This is a genomic window from Microbispora bryophytorum (assembly GCF_043197435.1).
In the GTDB taxonomy this organism is placed as follows: Bacteria; Actinomycetota; Actinomycetes; order Streptosporangiales; family Streptosporangiaceae; genus Microbispora; species Microbispora bryophytorum.
Window position 1 is genome coordinate 541,025 of sequence record NZ_JBICTF010000004.1, and the last position, 25,119, is coordinate 566,143.

Here is a 25,119-nt window from a genome sequence, read left to right on the forward strand (position 1 = left end):
GTCCTCCGGTTGCCTTCTCCACCCCTCCGTACAGTAGCGTGAGCGCCGCCATGAAGCCCTTTCCCGACTCGCGACAGGCGAGCCAGAATCCCGCGCGGAACTGGCCGCCGATCTCGGTGATCATGCCGGTGCTCAACGAGGAACGGCACCTGCGCGACGCTGTGCGGCAGGTTCTCGAACAGGACTACGAGGGCCCGCTCGAGGTCGTCATCAGCGTGGGCCCCTCTCACGACCGCACGCAGGAGGTGGCCGACGCGATCGCGGCCGCGGACCGCCGTGTCGTCGTCGTGCCGAACCCCACGGGCCGCACCCCCAACGCGTTGAACGCCGCCATCGCGGCGTCCCGCAACCCCATCATCGCGCGGGTCGACGGGCACGCGATCCTGCCCCGCGACTACCTCCGTACGGCCGTGGAGACGCTGGAGCAGACCGGCGCAGACAACGTCGGCGGCATCATGGCCGCCGAGGGCATCACGCCGTTCGAGCAGGCGGTGGCCTGTGCCATGACCTCGAAGATCGGCGTGGGCAACGCGCGTTTCCACACAGGTGGGGAGGCGGGCCCGGCCGACACCGTCTACCTGGGCGTCTTCCGCCGCAGCGCCCTCGACCGGGTGGGCGGCTACGACGAGCACTTCCTGCGCGCGCAGGACTGGGAGATGAACCACCGCATCCGGGAGACCGGCGGGCTGGTGTGGTTCCAGCCGAGGATGCGTGTCACCTACCGCCCCCGGCCCAACGTGCGCGCCCTGGCCAAGCAGTACTTCCACTACGGCCGCTGGCGGCGGGTCGTCTCCCGCACCCACCAGGGCACGATCAACCTGCGCTACCTCGCACCGCCCGCCGCCGTGGCGGCGATGGCGCTGGGCCTGGTGGTCTCGCCGTTCTTCTGGCCCGGCCTGATCATCCCCGGGGGCTACCTCGCCGCGATCCTCGCGGGCTCGGTCCTCACCGGTCGCGGGCTGTCCGGTGCCGCGCTCGTACGCCTGCCGGTGGTGTACGCCGCCATGCACATCTCGTGGGGGACGGGCTTCCTGACCAGCCCCCCGAAGCTCAGCAAGCCCCGTCCCAAGCCCGAACGCGCGCGGCTAGAGGACCTCTTCGAAGACTGAGGTGTCGAGCGTGAAGCCGATCGGGTGGGGGACGTGGATCTCCCGCCCGAACGGCACCGTCGAGGTCACCTGGTACTGACCCTCTTTCGGGTCGCTGTAGACCGTGACCGACGCCGGCCTCGTCAGCGAGTCCACCAGGAGCATCACCGGCACGCCGCCACCGGCGTAGATCGCCGGCTTCTTGAGGCGGTCGTCCTCCGCGCTCCCCTTCGAGACCACCTCGGCGACCAGCATCAGCCCCGAGGACAGCAGTTCGCGCTCCCCCCAGCGTGGGCAGTCCTTGGGGGCGAGGACGAAGTCCGGCTCGACCGGCTCCCGGCTGCCGTCGATGCACACATCGACGTTGCCTGCCCAGGCCCGCCAACCGCGCTCGTCCAGGAGAGGGATGAACGCGCGGAACAGGTGCATGGCGGCTTGGCCGTGTTCGGGGGTGCCCACGGGGCTCACTATCAGTCTCCCGTCGATGATCTCGGTCCGCAGACCCGGAAGTGGGGGCAGCGAATCGAACAGCTCACGAGGAGTGCCGGGCAGCGGCCGCTCGGGCACCGGGGCCAGAGCGGGACCGTGGGGTTTGCGCGAGGTCGCGACCATGGGCATATGTCCCTTCGTGTCCGCGTCGATACGCTGAGTTGACGCGGACAGTATCTCACTCGTGAACGACAGGATCGAGGGCGTTCAGGCCGAGGGAGCGGGCGCGCGCCTCGGCCCGTGCGGCGGCACGCCGTACGGCCTCCTCGAAGCGGGCCAGCGGGTCCGGATGGTCGGCGCCGAGCAGGTAGGCGCGCAGCGCCCGCCGGGCGGCGGCCATGTCGTCCTCCCCGGGCCCGCCGATACGGCGCAGGATGTCGGGAAGCTCCGCCAGGTCGGGCCCGAGCAGATATGCCGCCCCGGCGGCCGGGTAGCGCTCGCGGAACCGGTCCGCGGGAAGGCCCGCCACGTTGGCCACGACGTACGGCTTGCCGCTCGCCACGAAGTCCGACACCACGCTGGAGATGTCGGAGACCAGTGCGTCGGCCTCGTTGAAGCACTCGTACAGCGACGGCTTCCGCCCGGTCACGGCGACGTGGGGCATCTCCGTGCTCTCGCACAGCAGGGCCAGGATCTTCCGGTGCGCCGCCCTGGCCGCGGCCGAGCGGTGACCGGTGAGCGGGTGGGGCTTGTAGATCACCCGTACCTGCCGGGCGAGCAGGGCGCGCACGATCGCGGGTCCCATGGCGACGAGCGAGCTGTGGAACAGGTCGTCGCTCCACCCCTCCCACGTGGGCGCGTACAGGACGGTCCGGTGCGGCGCCGTCCCCTCGGCGTACGGACTGGTGCGCAGCACCCCGGCGAGCTGGGGGCGGCCGACCTCCTCGACGGCCTCGTCCCGCACGCCCACCTGGGCGCGCAGGTAGCGGTCCCGCCCGGCAGGACCGGCCACCCAGACCTCGTCGTACACCTTGGTGTACGGGTTGAAGGACGCCTCCTTGTCGCTGTCGCCGTGGCCGATGAACACGCTCCGCACGCCCGGCACCCGGAGCATGTGGATGTTGTTGCCGACGTTGGCGGGGAACAGCGCGACCCGCACGCCGTCGAACGCGCGGAAGTTCATGAGGTCGACCGACGAGGGGATGCACACGACCGGCAGCGTCGTCGCGCCGAGGGCCGCGGCCAGCGGCCGGTCACGCAGCACCACCAGCGTCCTCGGCGTGATCCGCTCCAGCGTGCCGAGCCACATGGTGGCCTGGTAGACCGCGGTGACCGGCCCCGAGAAGTACATGACGACCTCGGGCCGGTAGGCCGCGACCCAGTCGTCCACGGCGGCGAGGACCCGCCGCCGGTCGCCCAGGTGCCTGGCCCGCCTCGCGTGGGCCAGCAGCGCGACCACGGCGGCGATCTCCAGCATCAGGGCCGCGGCGGCGCCCGCCACGCCCGTCCAGCCCAGCCCCATGGGCGCCGTCGCCGCCGCGGGCACGACCGCGAGCACGTCGAGGTAGAGCAGCCGGGCGCCCCGCCAGTTGAGCAGCGCGCGGCGCGGCGCGGGCGGGATCCGCAGCGCGGACAGGCCGATGTTGCGGGTCACCACCGGCATCTGGTTGTGCCGGCGGTCGACGTGCTCGGCGAGCCACGTCTGCACGGCGCGCAGGCCGTGGAACAGGAACAGCCCGGCCGCGAGCGCCGCGAACCACAGCGGCCGGCCCGGCGTCAGCCGGGCCAGCAGCACGACCGCGGCCGTCTCACGCGACAGGAAGCGGACCGTGGCCCCGAGGTGGGCCCGGCTCAGCGCCCGCGCCGCCCGGCCGGGCAGCATGGCCTCCGCGGCGTACGACAGCGGCACGAGCACCGCGAAGGTCGCCGGCAGCGGCCACACGGCGGCCGCGAGCAGGGCAGGGTACGACGCGAGCGTGAGCGCGGTGAACGGGCTCCTGCGTCCACCGGCCAGGCTTCTCAGAGCCGGTCGCCGGACTATCGCGACAAGTGCCTTCGGGGCCGTGCGCCCCTTGTTGTTTCCCCCCATGGGCGAGCGCCCGTCCCTCCGTACATGGTTGCGGTCATCGGATGAGCCGTACGTCCACGACCTGTCCCGTGAGGCGGGACAGCAGCACGTCGATGCTGGTGCGGGCGACGGCGGTGGGGGAGAGAAGCGTTCCGGCGGGTTCGTCGCCGAACGCGCGCAGCCGCATGGGGGTGGCGGTGCGCTCGGGGTTGACGCAGTTGACTCGGACACCCTGGCAGGACCACTCGTCCGCGAGTGCCTGGGTGAGGTTGACGACGGCGGCCTTCGTGGAGGAGTAGAGGCTGTAGTCGGCCCGGCCGCGGGTGTAGGACGAGGAGGTGTAGAGGAGCAGGTGGCCGTGGGTCTCCATCAGGTACTTCACGGACGCGCGGGCGATGTTGACCGGTCCGAGGTAGTTGACCCCGATGGTCTCCTCGATCGTGTGCTGCCCGGCCTCGCCGAGTTTGCCCATGTGCAGCACGCCCGCCGTGTTGACGACGTAGTCGATCCGGCCGGTCTCGGCGTAGACCCGGGCGAGCGCGTCCTCCACGGCGGCGACGTCCTCGACGCGCACGCCGTTCTGGCTGCGGGAGAACGAGTGGACGCTCGCGCCGTATCTCCCGGCCAGCGCGACGATGTCCGCGCCGATGCCGTAGCTGCCGCCGAAGACCACGAGCGTGCGGCCCTCGAGCCCGGCCCGGTAGGCCTCCTCGTCCAGCGCGGGCGCCGCGTTCTCGGCGAGCTGGAAGAGCTTGTCGGCGATGAAGACGTCGACCGGATGGGTGACCTTCATGTTGTGCTCACTGCCGGGCACGATGTAGATCGGCACGTCGGGCAGGTAGCGCAGCACGACGCCGCAGTCGTCCGTGGTGGGCAGCGAGGGGAACTCGGGGTCGGCCAGGGCCCGCTCGTACGCCGCCCGGATCACCGACAGCCGGAAGCACTGCGGGGTCTGCCCCCGGCGCAGCCGGGAGCGGTCGGGGATGTCGCGGATGATGTCGCCGCGCGGGCCGGGAGCGGCCACCACGATCGTGTCGGAGGAGGGGATCGCCACCTCGACCGCCTCGTAGCGTTCGAGCGCGGCCACACACTCGCTGATGATGCGCGGCTCGATCAGCGGCCGCACGGCGTCGTGCAGCAGCACGTCGCACTCCTGCTCGCCCAGCGCGCTCAGCGCCCGCCAGGTCGTCTCGGTACGGCTCGCGCCTCCTTCGAGCACCCGACCGACCTTGGTGTAGCCGTTCCTCCTGACGAGCTCCTCGGCCTCGGCGACGAAGCCGGGGGCCATCAGCACGACGACCTCGTCGATCTCCGGGTGGCCGTCGAACACGTCGAGGGTGTGCTCCAGGATCGTCTTCCCGGCGATCTTCAGAAGCTGTTTCGGGGTGTTGAGGCCCACGCGCTGGCCGACACCGCCGGCCAGCACCACCCCCACCCTGCGCAGACGCGATTCGGCGATCATGATGTCCTCCCCGGAGGAGACCCTACCCGTGCCGGAAGCCGGAGAAGGTGATTGCCACCTAGTGATCACTCGGTTACTTTGCGAGGTGAGCACGTGCGGTCAACGTGAAGCGGGTTTCCATATGGGGGCGGATCCGAGTAAGCCCGGTACGTCACGGGACACAGAGACGGTGGCGGTCGTCCTCGCGACCTCGCCGGCCGCAGGGCTGCCCTGGTCCGACGGCGCCCGATCGGAGGGCAGCATCCTGGAGCGGCTCACCGCCCAGCTCCTCACGCTGCCGGTCCGCGAGGTGCTGGTCGTGGTGCGGAGCCAGGACGCCCAGGCGGGAGGGTGGGAGAAGGGCGCGCAGGGCGGCTCGCGGCACCAGATCTGCGTCAGCGACGGGCTGGCCGAGGACCTGCGGATCGTGGCCAAGACGGCCCGCGCCTCGACCTCGCCGGTCACGGTGCTGGCGGCGGACGTGGTCGCGCACACCGAGGCGCTGTCGCTGCTGCTCGAACATCCCGCGCGCCCGACCGGCGCGATCGTCGCCAGCGGCGACCCGGCCCCGCTGCGGCCGCCGGTGCGGACCGAGTGGGGCCGCGTCGTGTCGGCGGGCACGTCCTTCCACGAGGTCGAGTGGGCCAACGGCACGTTCCGCGGCGTCCTCCAGGTCGGGGAGGCCCACCTGGCCGGGCTCGCCGACATCGCCGAGGAGCTGGCCGACCTGGCCCAGCGCCGGCATCTCGGGCGCGTCGGCGACGGCGAGGTTCCCGAGCTGCTGCTCACGGGCCTGGTGCGGGCCGGCGTCCAGGTGCACGCCGTCGCGCTGAACACCCTGCACTGCGGGCGGACCGGCACGCGCCCGGCCGCCGAGCGCGCGGTGCGCGAGCTGGCCGACGTCGACGAGGCGCAGGCCAGGCTCGACGCCGCGGTCAAGAGCGGCGACGGCTTCTTCACCACCTACTGCGTCAGCTCGTGGTCGCGTCACCTCATCCGTCCGGCCGCCCGTCTCGGCCTGACCCCGAACACCGTCACCGGAATCTCGGTCGGATTCGCCGCCATCGCCGCGATCTGGTTCTCCGACGGCCGCCGGGCGGGGCTCGTGGTCGGCGCCGTCGCGCTTTACCTGTCGTTCGTGCTCGACTGCCTGGACGGGCAGCTCGCCCGATACACGCGCCGGTTCTCCCCGCTCGGGAGCTGGCTCGACGCGATCTGCGACCGGCTCAAGGAATACCTGGTGTACGTGGGGCTGGCGGCCGGATACCTGGCCGGCTCCCGGGAGCCGTGGGAGATCTGGGCCCTGGCGGTGGGCGCGATGATCCTCCAGACGATCCGCCACATGGTCGACTTCGCCTACGCGGGAGCGACGGCCGACCGGGTCAGGGTGGCCGGCTCGCGCGCGTCGGCCCCGCGTCCGATGGCCGTGCCCTGGGACGAGGCGCCCGCGGCGGCCGCCGCGAAGGGCACGGGATCGGTGCTGGCGCTGTCGCGACGGCTCGACGCGCTGAGCGGCGCGAGGGGCGTGGCCTACTGGGCGAAGAAGATGATCGTGCTGCCGATCGGGGAGCGAATGGCGCTGATCTCGGTGACGGCCGCGCTGTTCGACGCGCGGGTGACGTTCCTCGCGCTGCTGGTCTGGGGCGCGGTGGCCCTGGCCTACACGGCCGCCGGGCGGATGGCGAGGTCCTTCGCATGAGCGAGCGTAGCCGCCGCCCGCGCGAGGCCGGCGGGAAGGCCCGGAGCGCGATCTCCGTGCACATGACCCCGGTGCCGCGCGGCGCCGTGGTGGCCTACCGCGACGACGGCCCGCTGTCGAAGGCGATGGGGCTGCTCGTGGCGGGGCAGCTTCCGCCGCTGCCGCCCGCGCTCGCGGGCGCCTTCGTGACCGGGGTGCTGCTGGTGCTCGGCATCGCCGGGGCCGACGACTTCGCGGTCTTCGCCCCGGCGGTGGCCCTGCTGCTGGCCGGGGCGGGCAGCGCGCACCGGCACGACGGCCGGCTCGACTGGCTGGCGCCCCCGATCCTGCGGCTGACCGAGTATGGCTTCATCGCCTCGGCCGGGTTCGCCCGCTCCGTCCCGCCGGCGCTCATCGTCGCGCTGCTCGGCGCGATGGCCTTCCACCACTACGACACGGTCTACCGGCTGCGCCAGCACGTGTACGCGCCGCCGTGGCTGGCGACCGCCGGGCTGGGCTGGGACGGCCGGATGCTCATCGTCGCCCTGGGCGGCCTGCTCGACGTGATGACCGCCGTGTTCGTGCTGCTCGCGGTCTACCTGTGGGCCCTGTTCGGCTGGGAGAGCCTGACCTGCTGGCTCGCCGCTCCCCGCACGCCCGACGAGGCCGTGGACCCGGCACCCCAGGATTAGTCGTGCCCGGCAGAACGTGCCCTGCTGTACGTGGCCCAGACGGCGCCCGGCCGCGTTCTCGTCGGCCTTGCGACGCGTCAACGCTGGATCCACGCTCGCGACGGGCGGCCTTTATCAAGCACTCCCTAACGTCAGACCAACGGTGAATTACCCAACAGGGGCGCTGAGCCAACTAACCTTTGGGGTTACTGTCTGATGCTCGACCTCAAGGAGTGCGGGAAATTGCTCGGAATGGTGCTGGCCGCCGGAGCCGGACGTCGCCTGCGGCCGTACACCGACACGCTGCCGAAGGCGCTGGTGCCGGTCGACGGTGAGACCACGATCCTCGACATCGCCCTGCGTAACCTGGCAGCCGTGGACCTCCGCGAGGTCGTGGTGATCGTCGGCTACCAGGCCCAGGCCGTACGGGAACGGCAGGCCGACCTGGAGCGGCGCCACGGGGTGAAGCTCACGCTTGTCCACAACGACAAGGCCGAGGAGTGGAACAACGCCTACTCGCTGTGGTGTGCCCGCGACTACTTCTCCCAGGGCGCGCTGCTGGTCAACGGCGACACCGTCCACCCCGTGTCGGTGGAGCGGACTCTGCTGGCCGCCGAGGACACCTCCGACATCCTGCTCGCCGTCGACGACGTGAAGTCGCTGGCGGACGAGGAGATGAAGGTCACACTGGAGGACGGACGGCTGAAGCGGATCACCAAGCTGATGGACCCGTCCGAGGCGTACGGCGAGTACATCGGCGCCACGCTGATCCGGCCGGGCGCGGCGGAGCGGCTCGCCGACGCGCTGAAGGCCACCTTCGAGCGCGACCCGCAGCTCTACTACGAGGACGGCTACCAGGAGATGGTCGAGCGCGGCGAGAAGATCGCCGTGGCGCCGATCGGCAAGGTCGAGTGGGTCGAAGTGGACAACCACGACGACCTCGCGAAGGCACGTGAGATCGCATGCCGTTACTGATTTCCGCGGCCTTCTGAGGAGTTCGCATGCCGATTCTGGCAAGGATGCTCCCCGCGCCTCTCACGATGGAGGTGCGGCGGGGCGCGATCGCGCAGCTCGGCACCCTGCTCGCCGACAGCAGGGTGGCCACCTCCGGCAGAGTCGCGGTCGCGGTCGGCGTCGGGCAGGGCGACCGCATCGCGGAGGTCATCGCGCCGTCGCTGGGTGAGGCCGAGGTGCTCCGGGTGGCGGACGGCACCGTGGACGCGGCCGTGTCGCTCGGCGCCGACCTGCGCAAGGGCAACTACGAGGCGGTGGTCGGCGTCGGCGGCGGCAGGACGATCGACGCCACCAAGTACGCCGCGTCGCTCGCCGGCATCCCCATGGTCGCCGTCGCCACCAACCTCTCGCACGACGGCATCTGCTCGCCGGTGGCCTCGCTGATGCACGAGGGCGGCAAGGGCTCGTTCGGCGTTCCCATGCCGCTGGCGATCATGGTGGATCTCGATTTCGTCCACGACGCGCCGCCCTCACTCGTCCGGTCCGGGATCGGCGACGTGCTCAGCAACCTGTCGGCCATCGAGGACTGGCAGCTCGGCAACACCGAGCGGGGCGAGCCCATCGACGGGCTGGCGATCTCCATGTCGCGCACCGCGGCCGAGGCCGTGCTCGGCCGGCCGGACTCGATCGAGTCGGACGCGTTCCTGACCGTGCTCGCCGAGGCGCTGATCCTGTCGGGGATGTCGATGGTCATCGCCGGGTCCAGCCGTCCGGCGAGTGGCGGCGATCATGAGATCCTTCATGCTGTGGACCAGCTTTTCCCCGGCACCTCCAATCACGGTGAGCTGGCCGGCATCGGCGCCGCGTTCTGCTACTTCCTCCGGGAGGACGCGCACCGGCTCGGCCAGGTGACCGCCTGCCTCGAACGGCACGGCCTGCCCGTCGCGCCCGGCGACGTCGGCCTCACGACCGAACAATTCACGGCCGCGGTGATGCTGGCACCCAGCACGCGGCCCGGCCGCTACACCATCCTTGAGCACCTCCGGCTGTCGGAGCACGAGGTCCGGGAAAGAGTTGAGGACTATGTCCGCGCCGTCGGTCGCTGAGCTTCGCGCGGTCGCCCAGCCGCAGACCACCATGGACCGCCGCAGCGGCGAGCACTGGGCCGGCCTGCTGTACATGCGGCGCCTGTCCATCTACGCCACCTGGTTGCTGGCCAAGACCCCGATCTCGCCGAACCAGGTCACCGGTCTGATGATCGTGTGCGGGGTGGGGGCGGGCGCCGTGCTCGCCCTCCCCGGCTTCTGGGCGGCGCTGGGCGCGGCCCTGCTCATCCAGATCTACCTGCTGCTCGACTGCTCCGACGGGGAGCTGGCCCGGTGGACCGGCCGCACCTCGATCACCGGGGTCTACCTCGACCGGGTCGGGCACTACTTCGCCGAGGCGGCGCTGCTGATCGGGCTGGGCTTCCGGGCCTCGGAGACCCTGCCCGACTGGTACACCGTGATAGGCGTGGCGGCGGCGCTCGGCGCGATTCTGATCAAGTCGGAGACCGACCTGGTCGACGTCGCCCGCGCCCGGTCGGGCCTGCTGGCGACGACCGAGGCGGCCGCGCAGCAGTTCACCTCGCCGCGGCTCGCGCTGGCCCGCAGGGCCGCGGCGGTGCTGCGGTTCCACCGGGTGATCCAGGCCGTCGAGCTGTCGCTGATCGTCGTGGTCGCGGCGCTGCTCGACAACTGGTTCTCCGCCACCCGCATCCTCATGGTCGCCTGCGTCGTCATCGCGGGAGTCCAGCTCCTGCTGCACCTGGTGAGCATCCTCGCCTCCCGGCGGCTGTCATGAGCGCGTCGTCTCCAGCGCGGCATGCCGATCGGCCGTACATTCGCGGTTGGGTAGGGGTTTGGTGGCAGTTCCGATACCCTTGTCCCACGGTGAACCAGGCAGATTCCGGATTGCCCGGCCATACAGACTCGGTGATCATGAAGTCGTGTGTAGCGCGCCCCACGTCGAGGCGATGACGCGGTGAAAATCTCCTGTGTCATCCTCACCATGGGCAACAGGATGGCCGAGCTCGACCGGGCGGTGGAATCCGCGCTCACCCAGACCGACGGCGACATCGAGGTCGTCATCGTCGGCAACGGCGCGGACGTGCCGGATCTGACCGCGCGGCCGTTCCCCGGCTCCGCCGCGACGATCAAGACCGTACGGCTGGAACACAACGCGGGCATCCCCGAGGGGCGCAACCGCGGCGTGCAGGAGTGCTCGGGTGACATCGTCCTGTTCCTGGACGACGACGGCTGGTATGCCAACTCCAAGGTCGCCGCGCACGTCCGCGAGCGGTTCACGCACGAACCCGACCTCGCCGTGGTCAGCTTCCGGGTGATGGACCCCGAGGGCGGCTCGGTGCAGCGGCGGCACGTGCCCCGCCTGCGGGCCGGCGATCCCGAGCGCTCCTCCCCGGTGACGACCTTCCTCGGCGGCGCCTGCGCGATCCGGAAGTCGGCGTTCCTGCAGGTCGGTGGGTTGCCGGAGAAGTTCTTCTACGCCCACGAGGAGACCGACCTCGCCTGGCGCCTGCTCGGCGAGGGCTATCGCATCGAGTACGACGCCGAGACGGTCATGTATCACCCGCTGGTGCTGCCGTCCCGGCACACGGACTTCTTCCGGCTGAACGCCCGCAACCGCGTCTGGCTGGCCCGGCGCAACCTGCCGTGGCCGCTCGCGATGTTCTACCTGCTCAACTGGGTCGTGCTCACGCTCGTACGCGAGCGCTCGATGCCCGCGATCAAGTCGTGGTTCCGCGGCTTCTTCGAAGGGCTGCGCGAGCCCGCGGGCGAGCGCCGTCCGATGGCCTGGCGCACCGCCTGGCGCATGCTCCGCCTCGGCCGCCCGCCCATCGTCTAGCGGTTCGTCGTCCCGCCCGGCGGCGTGCGCCGGGTGACCGGGGCACGCCGCCGGAGCGCGGGGCTGCCGACACGTTCGGAAACCGGAGTCAACTTCGCATGTAGGATTTCGGGCGTTTGTTTGGCCTGATCTTCTGAGGTGTGGGTTTGCCCCCTTTCCATCGCGAACGGTTCCGCGTCGTCGTCGACTCTCCGGTCTTCCAGCGCGCGGTCATCGCCGTCATCGCGTTGAACGGGATCGCCCTCGGGCTGGAGACGTCGCCCGAACTGGCCGACCGCCACGCCACGGCCTTCCTCGTGATCGACCGGGTCATCCTCGCCGTTTTCGTCGTGGAGATCCTCCTGCGGATCGTCGCGTACGGTAAGGCGTTCTTCCGCGACCCCTGGAACTGGTTCGATCTGATCATCGTCGGGGCGGCTCTCGTGCCGGCCTCGGAGTCGCTGTCGATCCTGCGGCTCTTCCGGTTCCTGCGCGTCCTGCGGTTGATCTCCGTGGTGCCGGGCATGCGACGGGTGGTCTCGGCGCTGTTCACCGCGATTCCGGGACTGGCCTCGGCCGTGGTCCTCCTGCTGCTGTCGCTCTACACGGCGTCCGTGATCGGCGAACAGCTCTTCCGCGAAGCGGCCCCGCAGTATTTCGGAGATCTCGGGCGGTCGCTGTTCACCATGTTCACGGTGCTCACGGTCGAGAACTGGCCGCAGGTGGCCGAGGACGTGATGGCCAGGGAGCCGCTGGCGTGGATCTTCTTCGCCACGTTCATCGTCATCACGGCGTTCTTCGTCCTCAACCTGCTCATCGGTGTGATCGTCTCCGCGATGGAGGCGGAGGTCAACGCCCAGCGGTGGAAGGAGGACCAGGAGCTGGAACTGCAGCAGCACACCGCGGTCATGGACGAGATCAGGGCGCTGAGCGAAAGGGTCGACCGCCTGGCGGCCGTCCTGCCGATGCCCGTGGGCGCCCCTCCCGCGGAGGCTGACGCCCCCTCAGGAGGGGATCGCTGCTCCTGCGGCCAAGATCAGTGACGCACCCACAGGCGGATGTGCGAGAGCCGCGGCGCCCTCGGACGGTCACGCCGGTCCAGGCTCCTCGAACGCCATCGACACGTGCTCGGCCGCGGCCGTCATCAGAGCCCGCCGGGGCAGGCCGAGCTCGCTCAGCTCCTTGGCGATCGGGTGGTTGCCGAGGCGGATGAGCGCGCCGCCCGGCCGCCAGCGGATGCCCCGGGCCCGGACCGTCCAGGGGATGCGGCGGGTGACCCCGTCCAGGTGGGCGTAGGCGTCCGGCAGGGGCAGCACCCCGCCGAGCAGCGGCGCGGGCGTCGCCGCGATGCCCGGCCTGACCAGCAGGTCGACGACCATCCGGCCGTCCCTGCGCAGTAGGCACCGCTTGTACGGCGAGCCGAGCCGCAGATCCACGTCGGCCAGCTCCTTGGGGAAGCCCCAGATGCTCCGCCCGGCCTCCAGCGTGAACGCCTGGTCGACCGGCAGCCAGTGGACGAAGGCGCCCGACCCCGCTCCACGCAGGTCCTTCAGCCCGGCCAGCGGCCCGCGCCTCGGCGGGGGGCCCGCATCGGCCGGCCGTACGAGGAAGGTGACGCCGAACTCGTTGTAGGAGCCCAGATCGGAATCGCGATAACGGACGAACACCAGCGAGCACAGTGCCTTGCCCGGCAGGACCTCGGTGACGTCCATCCTGGAGTACGCGAGGACCGCACGGGCGGCGTCGGCCCGCACCAGGTAGGCGGCGAGGCAGACCGATGCGTCGCGAACCTCCACCGGCGTCTCGACCCTGCGCCCCTGGACGACGTGGCTTGCCATGCTTCCAGTACAGCAAAGCCCGGCGGCCGGGCGACAGCCGTACGGCGGGCAAGGTTGTCCCACACCTGTTTTCCGGCGGATGTCGACATCTGGGGCGGCCGTTCGTGTAGAGGGTGGACGGGCCCGCGCCGCGGGCCTCCCGAGGAGGTGGAGGAGACCATGAGGCATTATCTGCTCAGCATCCAGCAGCCCGACGGCGGGACGCCCCCGGCGGAGGTCCTGGAGCCGATCATGCGAGACCTGGCGGTCCTCAACGAGGAACTGCGCGCCGCGGGGGCGTGGGTCTTCTCCGGCGGGCTGCACGATCCGGGCACGGCGACCGTGGTGCGGGTGCGCGACGGGGAGGAGCTCATCACCGACGGCCCGTACACCGAGGGCAAGGAGCACATCGGCGGGCTGACGATCATCAAGGCGCCCGACCTCGACGCGGCGCTCGAATGGGGTCGCAGGCTCGCCCGCGCGACCACGCTCCCCGTGGAGGTGCGCCCCTTCGCGGGCGTCGTGGAGGGCGATGACGACCGCCGGTAGGGACCCCGACGTCGAGCGGGTGTTCCGCGAGGAGTACGGCCGGGCCGTCGCGGTCCTGGTCCGCCACTTCGGCGATATCGACGTCGCCGAGGAGGCGGTCCAGGACGCGTTCGCCGAGGCGGTGCGGCGCTGGCCACACGACGGGACGCCGCCGAGCCCGGCCGGCTGGATCATCACGACCGCCCGCAACCGGCTGATCGACCGCCACCGGCGAGAGTCCGTGCGTGCGGACAGGCACGCGCGGGCGGCCCTGCTGCACGCCCCCGACGGCGCTGACCACGAACCGGCCGAGGAGGGTCCCGTGCACGACGACCAGCTCCGCCTGATCTTCACCTGCTGCCATCCCGCACTCGCCCCGGCCGCTCGGGTCGCGCTGACGCTGCGCCTGCTCGGCGGTCTCACCACGGTCGAGATCGCGCGGGCGTTCCTGGTCCCCGAGCCGACCATGGCGCAGCGGCTGGTCCGGGCCAAGGCAAAGATCCGAGACGCCGGGATCCCGTACCGCGTTCCGCGGGAGGCCGATCTACCGGACCGCCTCCGGGCCGTGCTCGCCGTCGTCTACCTGATCTTCAACGAGGGGCATACGGCGAGCGTGGGCGACCGGCTGGCCCGCGACGACCTGTGCGTGGAGGCCATCAGGCTCGGCCGCCTGCTGGCGGCGCTGATGCCCGACGAGCCGGAGGTGATGGGGCTGCTCGCGCTCATGCTGCTCGTCCACGCGCGGCGCGACGCCCGTACCACCCCGGCCGGCGACCTCGTGCCGCTGCCGGAGCAGGACCGCAGCCGGTGGAACCGCGCGCTCGTCGCCGAGGGCCAGGACATCGTGCGGGCGTGCCTGCGGCGCGGCCAGCCGGGGCCCTACCAGATCCAGGCGGCGATCAACGCCGTCCACGCCGACGCGCCGATCGCCGCCGCCACCGACTGGAGGCAGATCCTGAGCCTGTACGACCACCTGCTCGCCCTCGCCCCGAACCCGGTCGTCGCGCTGAACCGCGCCGTCGCGGTAGCCGAGGTGGACGGGCCGGAGGCCGCGCTCGCCCTCCTGGACGATCTCGGCCTGGACGGCTACCACCTGTTCCACGCCGTCAGAGCCGACCTGCTGCGGCGGCTCGGCCGGGCCGGGGAGTCGGCGCGGGCGTACGAGAAGGCGATCGCCCGCACCCGCAACGCCGCCGAGTGGGCCTTCCTCGACCGCCGCCTGCGTCAGGTAAGGGAGTCGAGGTAGAGCAGGGCCCGCCCGCGCCCTCGGGGACGGGCGCGGCGGTCCTAGACGTTCTGCCCCGACAGGTTGGCCAGGCGGCCGGCGGGAGAGCGGTCCGGGAGGGCGGCGACGGGGCTGGGGGCCTGGGCCCACCGTTCGAGCAGGGTGACGAACTCCCCGGCCACAGCGGGCCAGTGGTAGTGGTTCAGCGCCTCGACGTAACCCCGCGCGCCCATCGCGGCACGCCGTTCGGCGTCCGCGCGCAGGCGGAGCAGGCACTGCACGACCGCGTCGGCCACCGCGCCGACCTCGCCGAACGGGACGATCGTCCCGCAGTCGACCCGCCCGACCAGGGACGCCGCCCCCGGCAGCGGGGTCGTGACGACGGGGATGCCGCGGGCCATGTATTCGATGACCTTCGTGGGCGTCGACTCGCGGTAGTTCGGCACGTCGTGCAGCAGGGACAGCCCGGCCAGGGCGCCCTCGGCCATCCGCAGCGCGTGGTTGTTGGGGACGTACCCGAACCAGTCGAGCAGCCCCGCGCGCTGCGCGTCGCGGAGCATCGGACGCACCGCGGCGTCGGCCGGTCCGATCAGATCCAGGCGGATGCCGTACGGCCGGAGCCGCCGGGCGATCTCCACCATCTCGGCCGCGCCACGCGCGAGGGAGATCTGGCCCACGTAGACGATCCGGTGGTCCCCCGGCGGCGCGGGCGGCGTCCGCGGCACGTACGTGTGGTTAGGCACCACGGGATGCGCGCCGGGGAAGCGCTCACGGTAGGACTCCTCGGCGAGGATGAGGTGGAGGCGCCGCTCCGCCCGGCTCTCCACCGCGCGGATCAGCGGCGGCAGGACGCTCCGCACCGGCCCCGGCAGGTACGTCTTGGCGTTCAGCGCGCCGATCGTGTCCTCGTGCACGTCCCAGACCGTCGGCGGACGTTTGCGGGGCAGCGCGAGCAGCAGCTCGATGTCGTGCACGACCAGCAGGTCGGCGTCTCGCACCGCCGTGCGCAGGGCGGAGGCGGCGGCCCGCAGCGCCTTGCCGCGGTGCAACCCCACGGCCCTCGGGACGTCGACGGCACGGATGCCCTGCCGCGGCGTCACGTTGCAGTGCGTGAACGGCGCGACGAAGGTGACCTCGTGCCCGGCGTCGAGGAGCGCCCGGATCTGCCGGTGGGTGATCCGGGCGTCCTCGGGGTGATGGACTGTCGTGCCGACGCATACCCTCATATGGGGAGGCTGACTGCACCGTCCGAAATGACCGGATGCGCCGGGTGAATGCCCCTCGAAATGCCGCTTAACTTCCGGTGTTCGCCGGCTGTGGCGTCCGTCCGCCGGGCCTCCGGTACAGCCAGGTCAGCCGGGGTTCGAGCAGCCACTTGAACGCCGTACGGGTGACCGGCAGGCACAGCACGATGGCCAGGGCGAAGCAGGAGCACGCGATGGCCGCTACGCCGAGCGGGCCGTGCAGCCAGGAGAAGCTGAGCCAGCCCATCTCCTTGGCGATCATCACGGGCACGCCGTGCAGCAGGTAGCAGTAGAGCGTGCGGGTGCCGAGGTCGGTGAACCACGTCTGGCGCCGGGGGACCAGCGACATCACGGCCGCCGACATGGCCAGCGCGGCCACCAGCAGGCCCGTGCGCAGCATCATGCCCTTCCACCAGACCAGGTGGAGGTCCTTGTAGCTGTTCTTGTAGTAGATCGGGCCGAGCTTGATCGAGTAGTTCTTCACCAGGAAGATCGCCACACCGGCCGCGCCCAGCAGGACGAGCACCGACAGCACTCGCACCCAGCGCTGCTTGAGGAAGTCGAAGACCTCCGGCTTGAGCACGAGGCCGAGAACGAAGAACGGCATCAGGCCGAAGAAGCGGTCCATGCTGAAGTCGCCGGACAGCTGGGAGAACCCGGCGAACAGATACACGGCGATCGAGATGAGGAACGGATACTTCATCCGCTTCCACACGGGTGTGGACAGTCGCCAGAACAGCAGCGCGAGCAGATACCAGTTCAACCAGGCCGGGTCGGTGATCGTGATGCTGAACTTGTGCCCGAAGGCGGTGCGCAGCACGGCATATCCCAGCTCGACGATCACGTACGGCACGAGGAACGTGTCGACCAGTTTGTTGGTCTTCGCGTTGGAGTTCCAGAAGTTCCTGGACAGGTAGCCGCTGACGATGACGAACAGCGGCATGTGGAAGACGTAGATGAACAGGTACGCCGCCCGGGAGGAGTCGACCGCCACCGTCGGGACCAGCGAGTGCCCGATCGGCACCAGGGCGATGCCGACGAACTTCACGTTGTCCAGGTAGGGATCGCGCGGCTTCCTGGCCCGGGGCGCGGGCTCCTGCTCGGGCTCCTTCTCCAGGTCGCCGCGCTGTCCCGCACCCCGGGCGGAGGAGGCGTCCGCTTGGACGGGCACCTCGGCCCAGGCGGGAAGCGGAGCGCGCAGCGGCCTGCCGAGCGGACCGGTCTGGCGGGGGTCCGCGCCGCCGGAGCCGTCCTGCGAGCGCCGCCAGGGGTCCCACTGGGCGGGGTCGCCGGCCTCCTGACCGGGCCACACGGGAGCCGGCGCGTCCGGCGCGGGGCTGAACGCCGCGTTCGGGGCGGCTCCGGAGAAGGCGTCAGGCAAACCCCGCCCGCCGCGCTGGCCGCGGGTGGTCTCGGGGAACGGCGTGGCGCCGAAGGGGTCGTCCGGTGTGAAGGCGGGGCCGGCACCGGACGGGGGAGTGTCGAGGAAAGGGTTCGCCGACCTGCCGGCGGCGGTCGCCGGTGGCTCCGGGAAGCCGGGAGGTTCGGGGAAGCCGGGAGGTTCGGGGAAGCCGGAAAACGGCGTCCCCAGCGACTCTGGCCCGGAGCCGAAGGCCGGGGTGGGGAAGGCCGGTGACTCGCCGAAGGGAGGCGTGGGGACGTCGGAGCCGTCCTGCGGGCTGGGCGCCGACGACCGCCGGGTGGCGCCGGGGAAGGCGTCCGCTAGGTTGCGGGGACCGTGCTCGGGGAACGTCTGCGGCCACGCGGGGCCGTCGGCGGCGCCCTCGCCCGCCGCGGGACGCTCCGTGTCCTGACGGTCGGTGTCCCTGAGCTCCGGGCCCCGGCCTGCGGAGAAGTAGTCGAAGCCCTCCGGCTTGGGGGCGGACGCGGGCGGCATGCCCATGCGGGAGGCGCCCGGCTGGCGCGGCTTGCGCACGGGCAGCGGCTGCCTCTCGTACGGCGGGGCGCCGGAGGGCATGGAACTGGTCAGCGCTGCGCCGCTCGATGAGACGCCGGGCTCACCGGCGCTCCGCGGCTTGCGTACGGGCAGTGGCTGCTTCTCGTACGGCGGGGCGCCGGAGGGGGCGGGGCCGGTCGGCGTGAAGCCCGTCGGCGCGGCGGTGTTGGGCACGGCGCTGTTGGGCACGCCGGTGTTGGGCAGGGCGTTGTTCGGCACGGCGCCGGGGCCCTCGGCACGCCCCGCTTCGGCGGTCGTGCCGGCCGTCTCGCCGCCCTCGTGGCGTCCGTGCGCGGGTGCGATCGCGCTCTCGTCGCCGGGAGCCGGAAGAGCCCCCTCATGGCGCCCGTGCTCGTGCCGTTCTTGGGTCTGGAAGCCGGGCCGGCCGATGCCCTGCTCCGCCTCCGGACCGCCCGTGGTCTTCGGCTCCCGCCGTGGCAGGCCGCCGTCCGGAGGGGGCCAGTCTCCGGTGACGCGGCCTATCACTCCGGTGGGAGCCTCTTCGGCATCGGGGTCGTTGCCTTGCGGGGATCCGGGAACCGGGGCGTGATGGCGGGAGTCACTCACGGGAGAAACGCTCAGCTATCTGTCGGAGGCTCGGGGGGAACGGCCACGCCTGACGTAGCGTCGCCGTGTCCTTTCGGACACTAGCGAAGGCGCCCCGGCGCATCAGCCCGAACGGGCGAACAGGGCGCGTTCGCCAGGTGTTCACCCTAACGGTCTTGGCCACTGATGTCGCCTCTGGGGCCGAACTCGACTGCTGTGACACCTGTCGGCCGTGTTGTCAGAGGGCGCTGGAGCCGAGCCGGGCCGGGCCGGGGCCCCGCGTCCTCGTGGGACGGCTCGGGAGCCCCGGCCGGGCTGTGTACCGCAAGGGGGGTGGGCAGGGGATGAGCAGGGTGTGACGCGGGTCAGCTCGCGCAGATGTTGGTCTCGGAGGTCACCGCGTTGTCCCCGACCTGCAGGGGGACGCGCACGCCCTTCCAGTCGGCGCCGATGACGAGCTGGATGACCGGCCCGCGCACCTTGCCCTTGGGCGCGTCCGGCGGGGGCGAGGAGGGGGTGAACGGCGTGACCGGGCCGCTCGCCACCTTCCCGGTCTCCGGGCTGACGGGGTTGACCAGCTTGCCGACCAGCATCTTCGAGTAGTTCCAGCCCTGACCGGTGTACCGAACAAGGGTCTTCGGCTGGTCGGTGCCGTCGGGCCGTAGAGCGTTGCCGACGCCGACGACGTTGAAGCCGAGCCCGGCGAGCTCCTCGGCGACCTCCTTGCCCCGGCCGCCCGTGTTGGTGCCGTTGAACACCTGCACCTTGACCTGCTGCGGCTTGGTGACCACCGGCCCTGTCGGCGAAGCGGCCGCGCTCGGGGACGCGGTGGGGGTCACCTCGGTGTCGTTCGCGATGGCCTTGAAGAGGTTGTCCGCGGCCGGCTGCTTCCACTGAACGCGGTTCTTGTCGGCGACGTATGGCTCCCACGGCACGGTGGTGGCCTTGAAACCCTTCGCCGAGAGCTTCTGCGCGCTCTGCGCGACCTTGATGAGCTCCTCGGCGTTGAGCGCGTCGTCCATGGTGACGGACTTGGCCGCGGCGGCGATGAAGTTCTGCAGCTTGCCGACGTCGGTGAGCAGGGCGCTGCTGGTCGCCTTCTTCACGACCTGGGAGATGAAGACCTGCTGGCGCTTGATGCGGGAGATGTCGCTGCCGTCGCCGAGGCCGTAGCGCAGCCGCACGTAGCCGAGCGCCGCCTCGCCCTTCACGATCTGCTTGCCGGCCGGCAGCATGAGCTTCGACTTCTTGTCGTTGACGGCCTGCGGCAGACAGATCTCGATGCCGCCGAGTGCGTTCACGATGCTTTTGAAGCCGGTGAAGTCGACCTTCACGTAGTGCTGGACGCTGATATTGGTGAGGCTCTCGATGGTCCGGCGCGTGCAGATCATCCCGCCGTCGGAGAACGCGGAGTTGATCATGCCCAGATGCGCGGGAACGAGCGTCCTGTTCCTGTTGTAACAGGCGGGGATCATCACCATGGAGTCGCGGGGGAAGCTGAGCAGCGTGGCCGCGTCGCGGTTGGGCGACACGTGCAGCAGCATGATCGTGTCAGTGCGCTCACCGTCGTTGACCAGATGCTGGCCGTACTTCTTGTTGTCTCCCGCACGGCTGTCCGAGCCCACGAGCAGGACGTTTATCGCGCCGGTCTCGTTGACGGGGCGGTTCTTGTCGAGGTCGTCGGTGGACGCGCCTCTGTTGATCAGGCCGAAGGTGCTCCGGTAGACCTTGTAGGCCGCCAGCGTGCCGAGGACCATCACGCACGTGAGCACGACGCTGATCCAGCCGCCGATCCCCAATCCGGGCCGGCCGCCGCCCCCGCCGCGCCGGCGGGACGGCCTGTCGTCAGGAGGGGGGAGATCGCCGCCGCCCCTGGACGCGCGGCCCGGGGGGGTGGGGGCAGGGCCGTAGCCGGTCTCCTCGTCGCCCCCGCGCCTGCGGCCGCGCCGCCGCGGCGGCTCCTCCTCCTCGTAGAGGGGATCGGGTGGCTCGCTCGGCTCGGCGCGCCGCCTGCCTCGGCGACGTCCCTCGTCGTACGCCTCCGGCGGGTAGTCGTCCCGGGCCGGTCGCCGCCCGCCCCGTCTCGCCGGCATCTCCGCGTAGCCCGCGGGGGCGGTGGCCACCGGCATGTCGGCGTATCCGGCGGGCGCGGGAGCGCCTCTGCCGCCCCGGGGTGGCTCGAAGGCGCCGTCGTACGAGCCGTCTTCCGGGGCACCCCAGACCCTCTGGTCGGACGGAGCCTGCGGAGGACCGGAACGCGCGCCGACGCGCCTGCGCTCGCTCACCGCACGCCTGCCCGGCGGGCGACGGCCGTACGGCACAGTGTGGCGGCCGGACGAGTGGGCGAGGGGACGGAAGGATTACTTGTTCGCTCGCCCACTTGTCCTCCTTGCCTGGCGATCACACATCGCGCTCCGAGGGTAGGTCACCGGAGCTTCTGCGGGCGCCGCGATTGGGAGGATCCGGGCCGCGATCACGCCGTGCCACGTCCCCCTGATCCAGGCGCAGAGCATACTAAACACCGACATATTGGGTATGAGAATGAGTTTCTCTTTACCTTTACTTGATGTTCGAGGGCCGGTCGATCGGGGCGGCAGGTCACGTCCGCCGGCGGAGCCTCCGGACGGACAGGGCGGCGGCCAGGCAGGCGAGCGGCACCACGGGCAGGACGTAGCGGTAGTCGAACTGGGCCGTGGCGGGCGGGACGAGCAGTAGCGCCCAGGCCGTCGCCCAGGCGATGCCCCAGTCCGAGGAGGCCCAGTTCGAGGAGACCTGGTTCGAGGAGGCCTGGTTCGAGGAGGCGCGGTTCGAGTGGGCCCGTCTCGCGGGCGGCCGTCGTGTCCGCGCCGACCCGGCCCGGACGAGCCAGGCGGCCGGGGGCGCCAGGAGAATCACCAGTAGCGCCGTTCCCGGTAGCCGTGCGACGTCCTGGTAGGCCCGCATCAGGCCGGCGAACGGCTCGGAGATGCGCAGCGTGACGGGCCCGCCCTCGTAACGCTGCGCGAACTCCTTGCCCACCACGGCGGGGTTGCGCCCGGGAGGCGGCGGCACGGTGTCGGGAAACTCGTAGTACCCGTACGTCTCGGCGTCGGGATAGACGGGCCGCCCGAGGGTGAACGACCTGCCGAGCTCCGTCAGCATGCTCCGGAGGTAGTCGAGCGGCTGGCTGCGGATCGCGAGCGAGGCGAACCTCCCGGCCAGGGTGTCGGTCTCCTTGGTGAACGTGATGCCGGGCAGCCGGGGCAACGGGGCTTCGGCGTTCCAGATGTACTCCTGCGACGCCGGCCGGGACGCGGGAGGCCGGGAGTCGCACAGCACGGCGAGGTCGGCCGGCGGCTTCATCACCGAGCAGTCGGCGAACGCCATCGTGCGGGCGTAGAGGAACACGCCGTTGGAGCCGACCAGCCCGACACGCTGGTAGGTCGCGTAGAACCAGCCCGCGTAGCCCGCGACGGGCAGGAGCGCGGCCACCAGGAAGGGCACGGTGAGCCTGGCCACCGCCCGGCCCGGGCGGGCCGGCGCGCCCGCGCCCCGAACGCCGTGCGCGAGCAGGACGAGGGCGAAGACGGCGATCAGCGGCAGCCCGACGGTCCTGGTCAGCGTGGCGGCGGCCAGCACGAGGCCGAGCGCGGCGGCCGAGCGCGGCGTCGGCGGGCGCATCGCCAGGCACACCGCGCCCACGACCAGGAACGTGAACAGCGAGTCGGAGACGAGCAGATGCTCCAGCTCGATCTGGTACGCGTCGAGCAGCACCGGGACGCAGGCCAGGACGGCCGCCCACGAAGGACCGCCGCGCCGCAGGACGGTCACGTAGACCATCACGCCCACGAGCAGCCCCAGCACGTGCTGCACGGTCACGACCAGGGCGAAGCTGTGGAACGCCTCCAGGAGCCTCAGGAACATCGAGTAGCCCGCCGGGCGGACGAGGTCGGGCCTCGGCCGCATGGCCGTCACGACGTACGTGTAGGAGTCGGGGAACCACAGCGCGGGCCGGTAGCCGAGCGCGGTCACCAGCCGCAGGAGCGCCCCCAGCCCGAAGACCACGAGGAACCACCGGTGCCGGCGCGCCCACCCCGGAAGGCCGGCACGCGCCCAGGCGACCGGATGCAGCGGATCGCGAGGCTCCACACGCTCGCGCAGCCACCGCCCGAGCCGCCCGCTCACGAGCCGCCCGCTCACGAGCTGACCGCCCGTGGGCGGCGCGGGCGGTCCCGGGAACGGCGGTTCGCCGGGCCGGGCGGGTGCGGGGCGTGCGTGCGGGTGCCCGTCCCCCTCCGGCCAGGGCGCCGAGCCCCGGCTGTCCGACACCCTCATATGCCCCCCTGCCTGCCTCCCGGCGTACGCTACCGGCTCCCTCGGACCCCTGTGCGAGGACCGCACGCGCCTGTGGACAACCGCGACGCGCGCAGCGGGCGGGCTGTCCGATGAAGGCGGGGCGCCGGGGTGGGCCGCTAGTCTCGGGGGCATTCCTGTGCACAGATCAGGCCACTCGCGTGGCCGCACACGGCTGCCGTCCGAGCGGGAGGCGGCGGGCAGGGCGCTCGCGGCCGTCTCCGTCGTGCCCGCGCTCGCGCTGAGCGGGTGGCTGCTCGCGGGGCTGCCGCTGCTGCTGCTCGGCTCCTTCCGGCCGCTGCCCATGGCGCTGCTCGGCGGCGCCGCCGCCCTGCTGCTGTGCACGGCGGGCCTGCGCCGCCTGCCAGCGACCGTCACCCCGCACCGCTGGGCGACGGCGGCCACGCTCGCCGTGGCGCTCGGGTCGGGGGTGTTCAACGGGCTGCTGCACGGCGAGCAGCTGATCGTCCGGCGTGATCCGTCGACCTACGCGCAGTACGCCGTCTGGCTCGCCCGGCACGGGTCGCTGCCGATCCCGGTGGGAGACTTCGGCGGTCCCGACCCCGCGCTCCGCTTCGACAGCATGGGCGTCTACATGACGGGCGGCGGGATCGTCCCCCAGTTCATGGCCGGGTCGCCGATGACCTATGCGATCGGCCACTGGCTGGGCGGCGTCCCGGGCCTGCTGCTCGTGCCGCCCGTGCTGGGCGCGCTCGCGGTGCTCACCGTCGCCGGGACCGCCGGGCGGCTCGCGGGCGCGCGGTGGGCGCCCCTCGCCGCCCTCGTGTTCGCCGTCAGCCTGCCCATCCTCTACACGTCGCGGACGACGTTCAGCGAGATCCCCTCACTCATCCTGCTGTTCGGCGGGATGAACCTGCTGCTCGACGCCCGGGCCCGGCTCGGGGCGGCGCTGCCGGGCGCGGGCTTCCCTTCCGCCGCGCTCGCGGGGCTGTCGTTCGGGCTGGCGCTGCTGGTGCGCATCGACGGCCTGCGCGACGTGCTGCCCGTGCTCGCCTTCGCCGGGATGCTCATCGCGCTCCGGCGGACACCTCGCGTGCGGCCCCTTCCCGAGGGGCGGCTGGGCGTGCCCCTGCTGACCGGCCTGGTCGTGGGCGGCCTGTGGGGGTTCGCCGGCGGCTACGTGCTCGCCCGGCCCTATCTGGAGTATCTGTCGGGCTCGCTCATTCCCCTGCTCGCGATCTGCGCCGTCGTCGTGGCGCTCACGGTCGCCGGCACGGCTCTCGCGCCCTGGATCGCCGTCCGGGGTCGCCGGCTCCTCAGGGGAGCGGGGTGGCTGCCGAACGCCGCCGCGGTCCTGGTCGTGCTGGTCATGGCGGGCTTCGCCGTACGGCCCTGGGTGCAGACCGTGCGTCGCGACGCGGTCACGCCCGAGGACCGCCTCACGGCCGACTTCATCGAGAAGACGCAGATCGCCAACGGCCTTGCGAAGGACATGTCCCGGCTCTACTACGAGCACTCCCTCGACTGGGTCTTCTGGTACGTCGGGATCCCCGCCGTCGTGCTGGCGACCGTGGCGGCGGCCGTGCTCGTCCGACGCCTGACCAGGGGCGGCCTGACAGAGGAGTTCGGCTGGCTGCTGCCGCTGGCCGTGATCGGGTGGACGACGGTGACGACGCTCTGGCGTCCCGCGATCACCCCCGACCACCCCTTCGCCTCCCGCAGGCTGGTGCCGATCGTCATCCCCGGTCTGGTGCTGCTCGCCGTCTGGGGGCTGCGGTGGCTTTCGCGGCGGCTCGCGCGTACGCGCTGGTTCGCCGGCCGTCCGGGCCGCTCGCGGGCCGCCGTCGCGGCGGGCGCGCTGCTGCTGGCGGTCCCGCCCGCGATCACCTCGATCGGCACCGCGTTCACGCCGGTCAACAGGGGAGAGGCCGCCGCGGTGGCGGGCCTGTGCCGGGCGATCCCGCCGAACGCCTCGGTGCTCATCGCCGAACGGGTCACCGGCGACCGGCTGACGCAGGTCCTGCGCGGCCAGTGCGGGCTGCCGACGGCCCGGGTGGTCTATCCCCAGAAGTCCGACGTGCCGCTCCGGGCCGACGTGCTGCGCCTGGCCGAGGCCGTCCGCCGCACCGGCCGCGTGCCCGTGCTGCTCGCCGCCGAGCCCGAGCAGCTCATGGCGTACGGCCCGGCGACCCGGGTGATGAGCCTGCGCACCCGGCAGGACGAACGCTCGCTGGTGGACCCGCCCAACGGCACCTGGTCGCTCTCCATCGACGTCTGGATGACCGTACCGACCTGAT

The 25,119-nt window shown here is 71.8% G+C and carries 19 protein-coding genes; 11 read left to right on the forward strand and 8 right to left on the reverse strand.

The features are described 5' to 3' along the window. The first annotated feature begins 50 nt into the window (after positions 1-50). On the forward strand, positions 51-1,109 hold the full coding sequence (locus ACGFIB_RS16010; RefSeq protein ID WP_142569435.1) for a glycosyltransferase family 2 protein: 1,059 nt from the start codon (positions 51-53) through the stop codon (positions 1,107-1,109). Here ACGFIB_RS16010 and ACGFIB_RS16015 read toward each other — a convergent pair. The 3 genes from ACGFIB_RS16015 to ACGFIB_RS16025 are packed head-to-tail and all read right to left on the reverse strand — an operon-like array spanning position 1,086 to position 5,047. Beyond that, positions 1,086-1,700, reverse strand: a complete 615-nt coding sequence (locus tag ACGFIB_RS16015) for a Uma2 family endonuclease (protein ID WP_393329138.1) — start codon at positions 1,698-1,700, stop codon at positions 1,086-1,088. The genes ACGFIB_RS16010 and ACGFIB_RS16015 overlap by 24 nt on opposite strands. A gap of 55 nt (positions 1,701-1,755) precedes the next feature. Continuing rightward, complete coding sequence (locus ACGFIB_RS16020; RefSeq protein ID WP_393372277.1) at positions 1,756-3,606, reverse strand: CDP-glycerol glycerophosphotransferase family protein; 1,851 nt, start codon at positions 3,604-3,606, stop codon at positions 1,756-1,758. Positions 3,607-3,640: 34 nt separating this feature from the next. Beyond that, positions 3,641-5,047 carry a bifunctional cytidylyltransferase/SDR family oxidoreductase gene (locus ACGFIB_RS16025; RefSeq protein ID WP_142569441.1) on the reverse strand — a complete coding sequence of 469 codons (1,407 nt, stop codon included), beginning with the start codon at positions 5,045-5,047 and terminating at the stop codon, positions 3,641-3,643. Between the two features lie 169 nt (positions 5,048-5,216). On the opposite strand from ACGFIB_RS16025, the gene ACGFIB_RS16030 reads away from it, so the two are divergent. From ACGFIB_RS16030 to ACGFIB_RS16060, 7 genes are all read left to right on the forward strand, one after another. Then, positions 5,217-6,725, forward strand: a complete 1,509-nt coding sequence (locus ACGFIB_RS16030; RefSeq protein WP_393372282.1) for a CDP-alcohol phosphatidyltransferase family protein — start codon at positions 5,217-5,219, stop codon at positions 6,723-6,725. Continuing rightward, positions 6,722-7,396 carry a DUF5941 domain-containing protein gene (locus ACGFIB_RS16035; protein WP_357259370.1) on the forward strand — a complete coding sequence of 225 codons (675 nt, stop codon included), beginning with the start codon at positions 6,722-6,724 and terminating at the stop codon, positions 7,394-7,396. The genes ACGFIB_RS16030 and ACGFIB_RS16035 overlap by 4 nt, the downstream gene beginning before the upstream one ends. 222 nt (positions 7,397-7,618) lie before the next feature. Beyond that, on the forward strand, positions 7,619-8,350 hold the full coding sequence (locus tag ACGFIB_RS16040; RefSeq protein ID WP_142569447.1) for a phosphocholine cytidylyltransferase family protein: 732 nt from the start codon (positions 7,619-7,621) through the stop codon (positions 8,348-8,350). Between the two features lie 44 nt (positions 8,351-8,394). Then, the gene (locus ACGFIB_RS16045; RefSeq protein ID WP_167748188.1) at positions 8,395-9,435 is read left to right on the forward strand and encodes an iron-containing alcohol dehydrogenase family protein; all 1,041 of its coding nucleotides are present in this window, start codon (positions 8,395-8,397) and stop codon (positions 9,433-9,435) included. After that, positions 9,413-10,171 (forward strand): CDP-alcohol phosphatidyltransferase family protein, encoded by a 759-nt coding sequence (locus ACGFIB_RS16050; RefSeq protein WP_142569451.1) that lies wholly within the window; start codon positions 9,413-9,415, stop codon positions 10,169-10,171. The genes ACGFIB_RS16045 and ACGFIB_RS16050 overlap by 23 nt, the downstream gene beginning before the upstream one ends. A gap of 180 nt (positions 10,172-10,351) precedes the next feature. Beyond that, entirely contained in the window at positions 10,352-11,233 is an 882-nt protein-coding gene (locus tag ACGFIB_RS16055; protein WP_142569453.1) for a glycosyltransferase family 2 protein, read from the forward strand. Positions 11,234-11,373: 140 nt separating this feature from the next. Continuing rightward, a complete protein-coding gene (locus tag ACGFIB_RS16060; protein WP_357259373.1) occupies positions 11,374-12,255 on the forward strand; it encodes an ion transporter in 882 nt (293 codons plus the stop codon). A gap of 45 nt (positions 12,256-12,300) precedes the next feature. Here the strand turns inward: ACGFIB_RS16060 and ACGFIB_RS16065 are convergent, their stop codons facing one another. After that, positions 12,301-13,050, reverse strand: coding sequence for an acetoacetate decarboxylase family protein (locus tag ACGFIB_RS16065; RefSeq protein WP_142569455.1), 750 nt, complete (start codon positions 13,048-13,050; stop codon positions 12,301-12,303). Between the two features lie 159 nt (positions 13,051-13,209). Here ACGFIB_RS16065 and ACGFIB_RS16070 point away from each other — a divergent pair, with 159 nt between their 5' ends. Both ACGFIB_RS16070 and ACGFIB_RS16075 read left to right on the forward strand, forming a co-directional pair. Next, positions 13,210-13,578, forward strand: coding sequence for a YciI family protein (locus ACGFIB_RS16070; RefSeq protein ID WP_393372288.1), 369 nt, complete (start codon positions 13,210-13,212; stop codon positions 13,576-13,578). Continuing rightward, a complete protein-coding gene (locus ACGFIB_RS16075) occupies positions 13,562-14,803 on the forward strand; it encodes an RNA polymerase sigma factor (RefSeq protein WP_393372291.1) in 1,242 nt (413 codons plus the stop codon). The genes ACGFIB_RS16070 and ACGFIB_RS16075 overlap by 17 nt, the downstream gene beginning before the upstream one ends. Before the next feature lie 41 nt (positions 14,804-14,844). On the opposite strand, the gene ACGFIB_RS16080 is transcribed toward ACGFIB_RS16075, so the two are convergent. From ACGFIB_RS16080 to ACGFIB_RS16095, 4 genes are all read right to left on the reverse strand, one after another. Continuing rightward, positions 14,845-16,008: a glycosyltransferase family 4 protein gene (locus ACGFIB_RS16080; protein ID WP_393372294.1), complete on the reverse strand. Its 1,164-nt coding sequence runs from the start codon at positions 16,006-16,008 to the stop codon at positions 14,845-14,847. A gap of 67 nt (positions 16,009-16,075) precedes the next feature. After that, complete coding sequence (locus ACGFIB_RS16085) at positions 16,076-18,550, reverse strand: acyltransferase family protein (protein ID WP_393372297.1); 2,475 nt, start codon at positions 18,548-18,550, stop codon at positions 16,076-16,078. 344 nt (positions 18,551-18,894) lie between these two features. Next, entirely contained in the window at positions 18,895-20,814 is a 1,920-nt protein-coding gene (locus ACGFIB_RS16090) for an LCP family protein (RefSeq protein WP_393372299.1), read from the reverse strand. 313 nt (positions 20,815-21,127) lie between these two features. After that, a complete protein-coding gene (locus ACGFIB_RS16095) occupies positions 21,128-22,843 on the reverse strand; it encodes a hypothetical protein (protein ID WP_393372302.1) in 1,716 nt (571 codons plus the stop codon). Positions 22,844-23,000: 157 nt separating this feature from the next. Between ACGFIB_RS16095 and ACGFIB_RS16100 the strand changes: the two genes are divergently transcribed. Further along, the gene (locus tag ACGFIB_RS16100) at positions 23,001-25,118 is read left to right on the forward strand and encodes a hypothetical protein (protein ID WP_393372305.1); all 2,118 of its coding nucleotides are present in this window, start codon (positions 23,001-23,003) and stop codon (positions 25,116-25,118) included. Position 25,119: the final 1 nt, after the last annotated feature.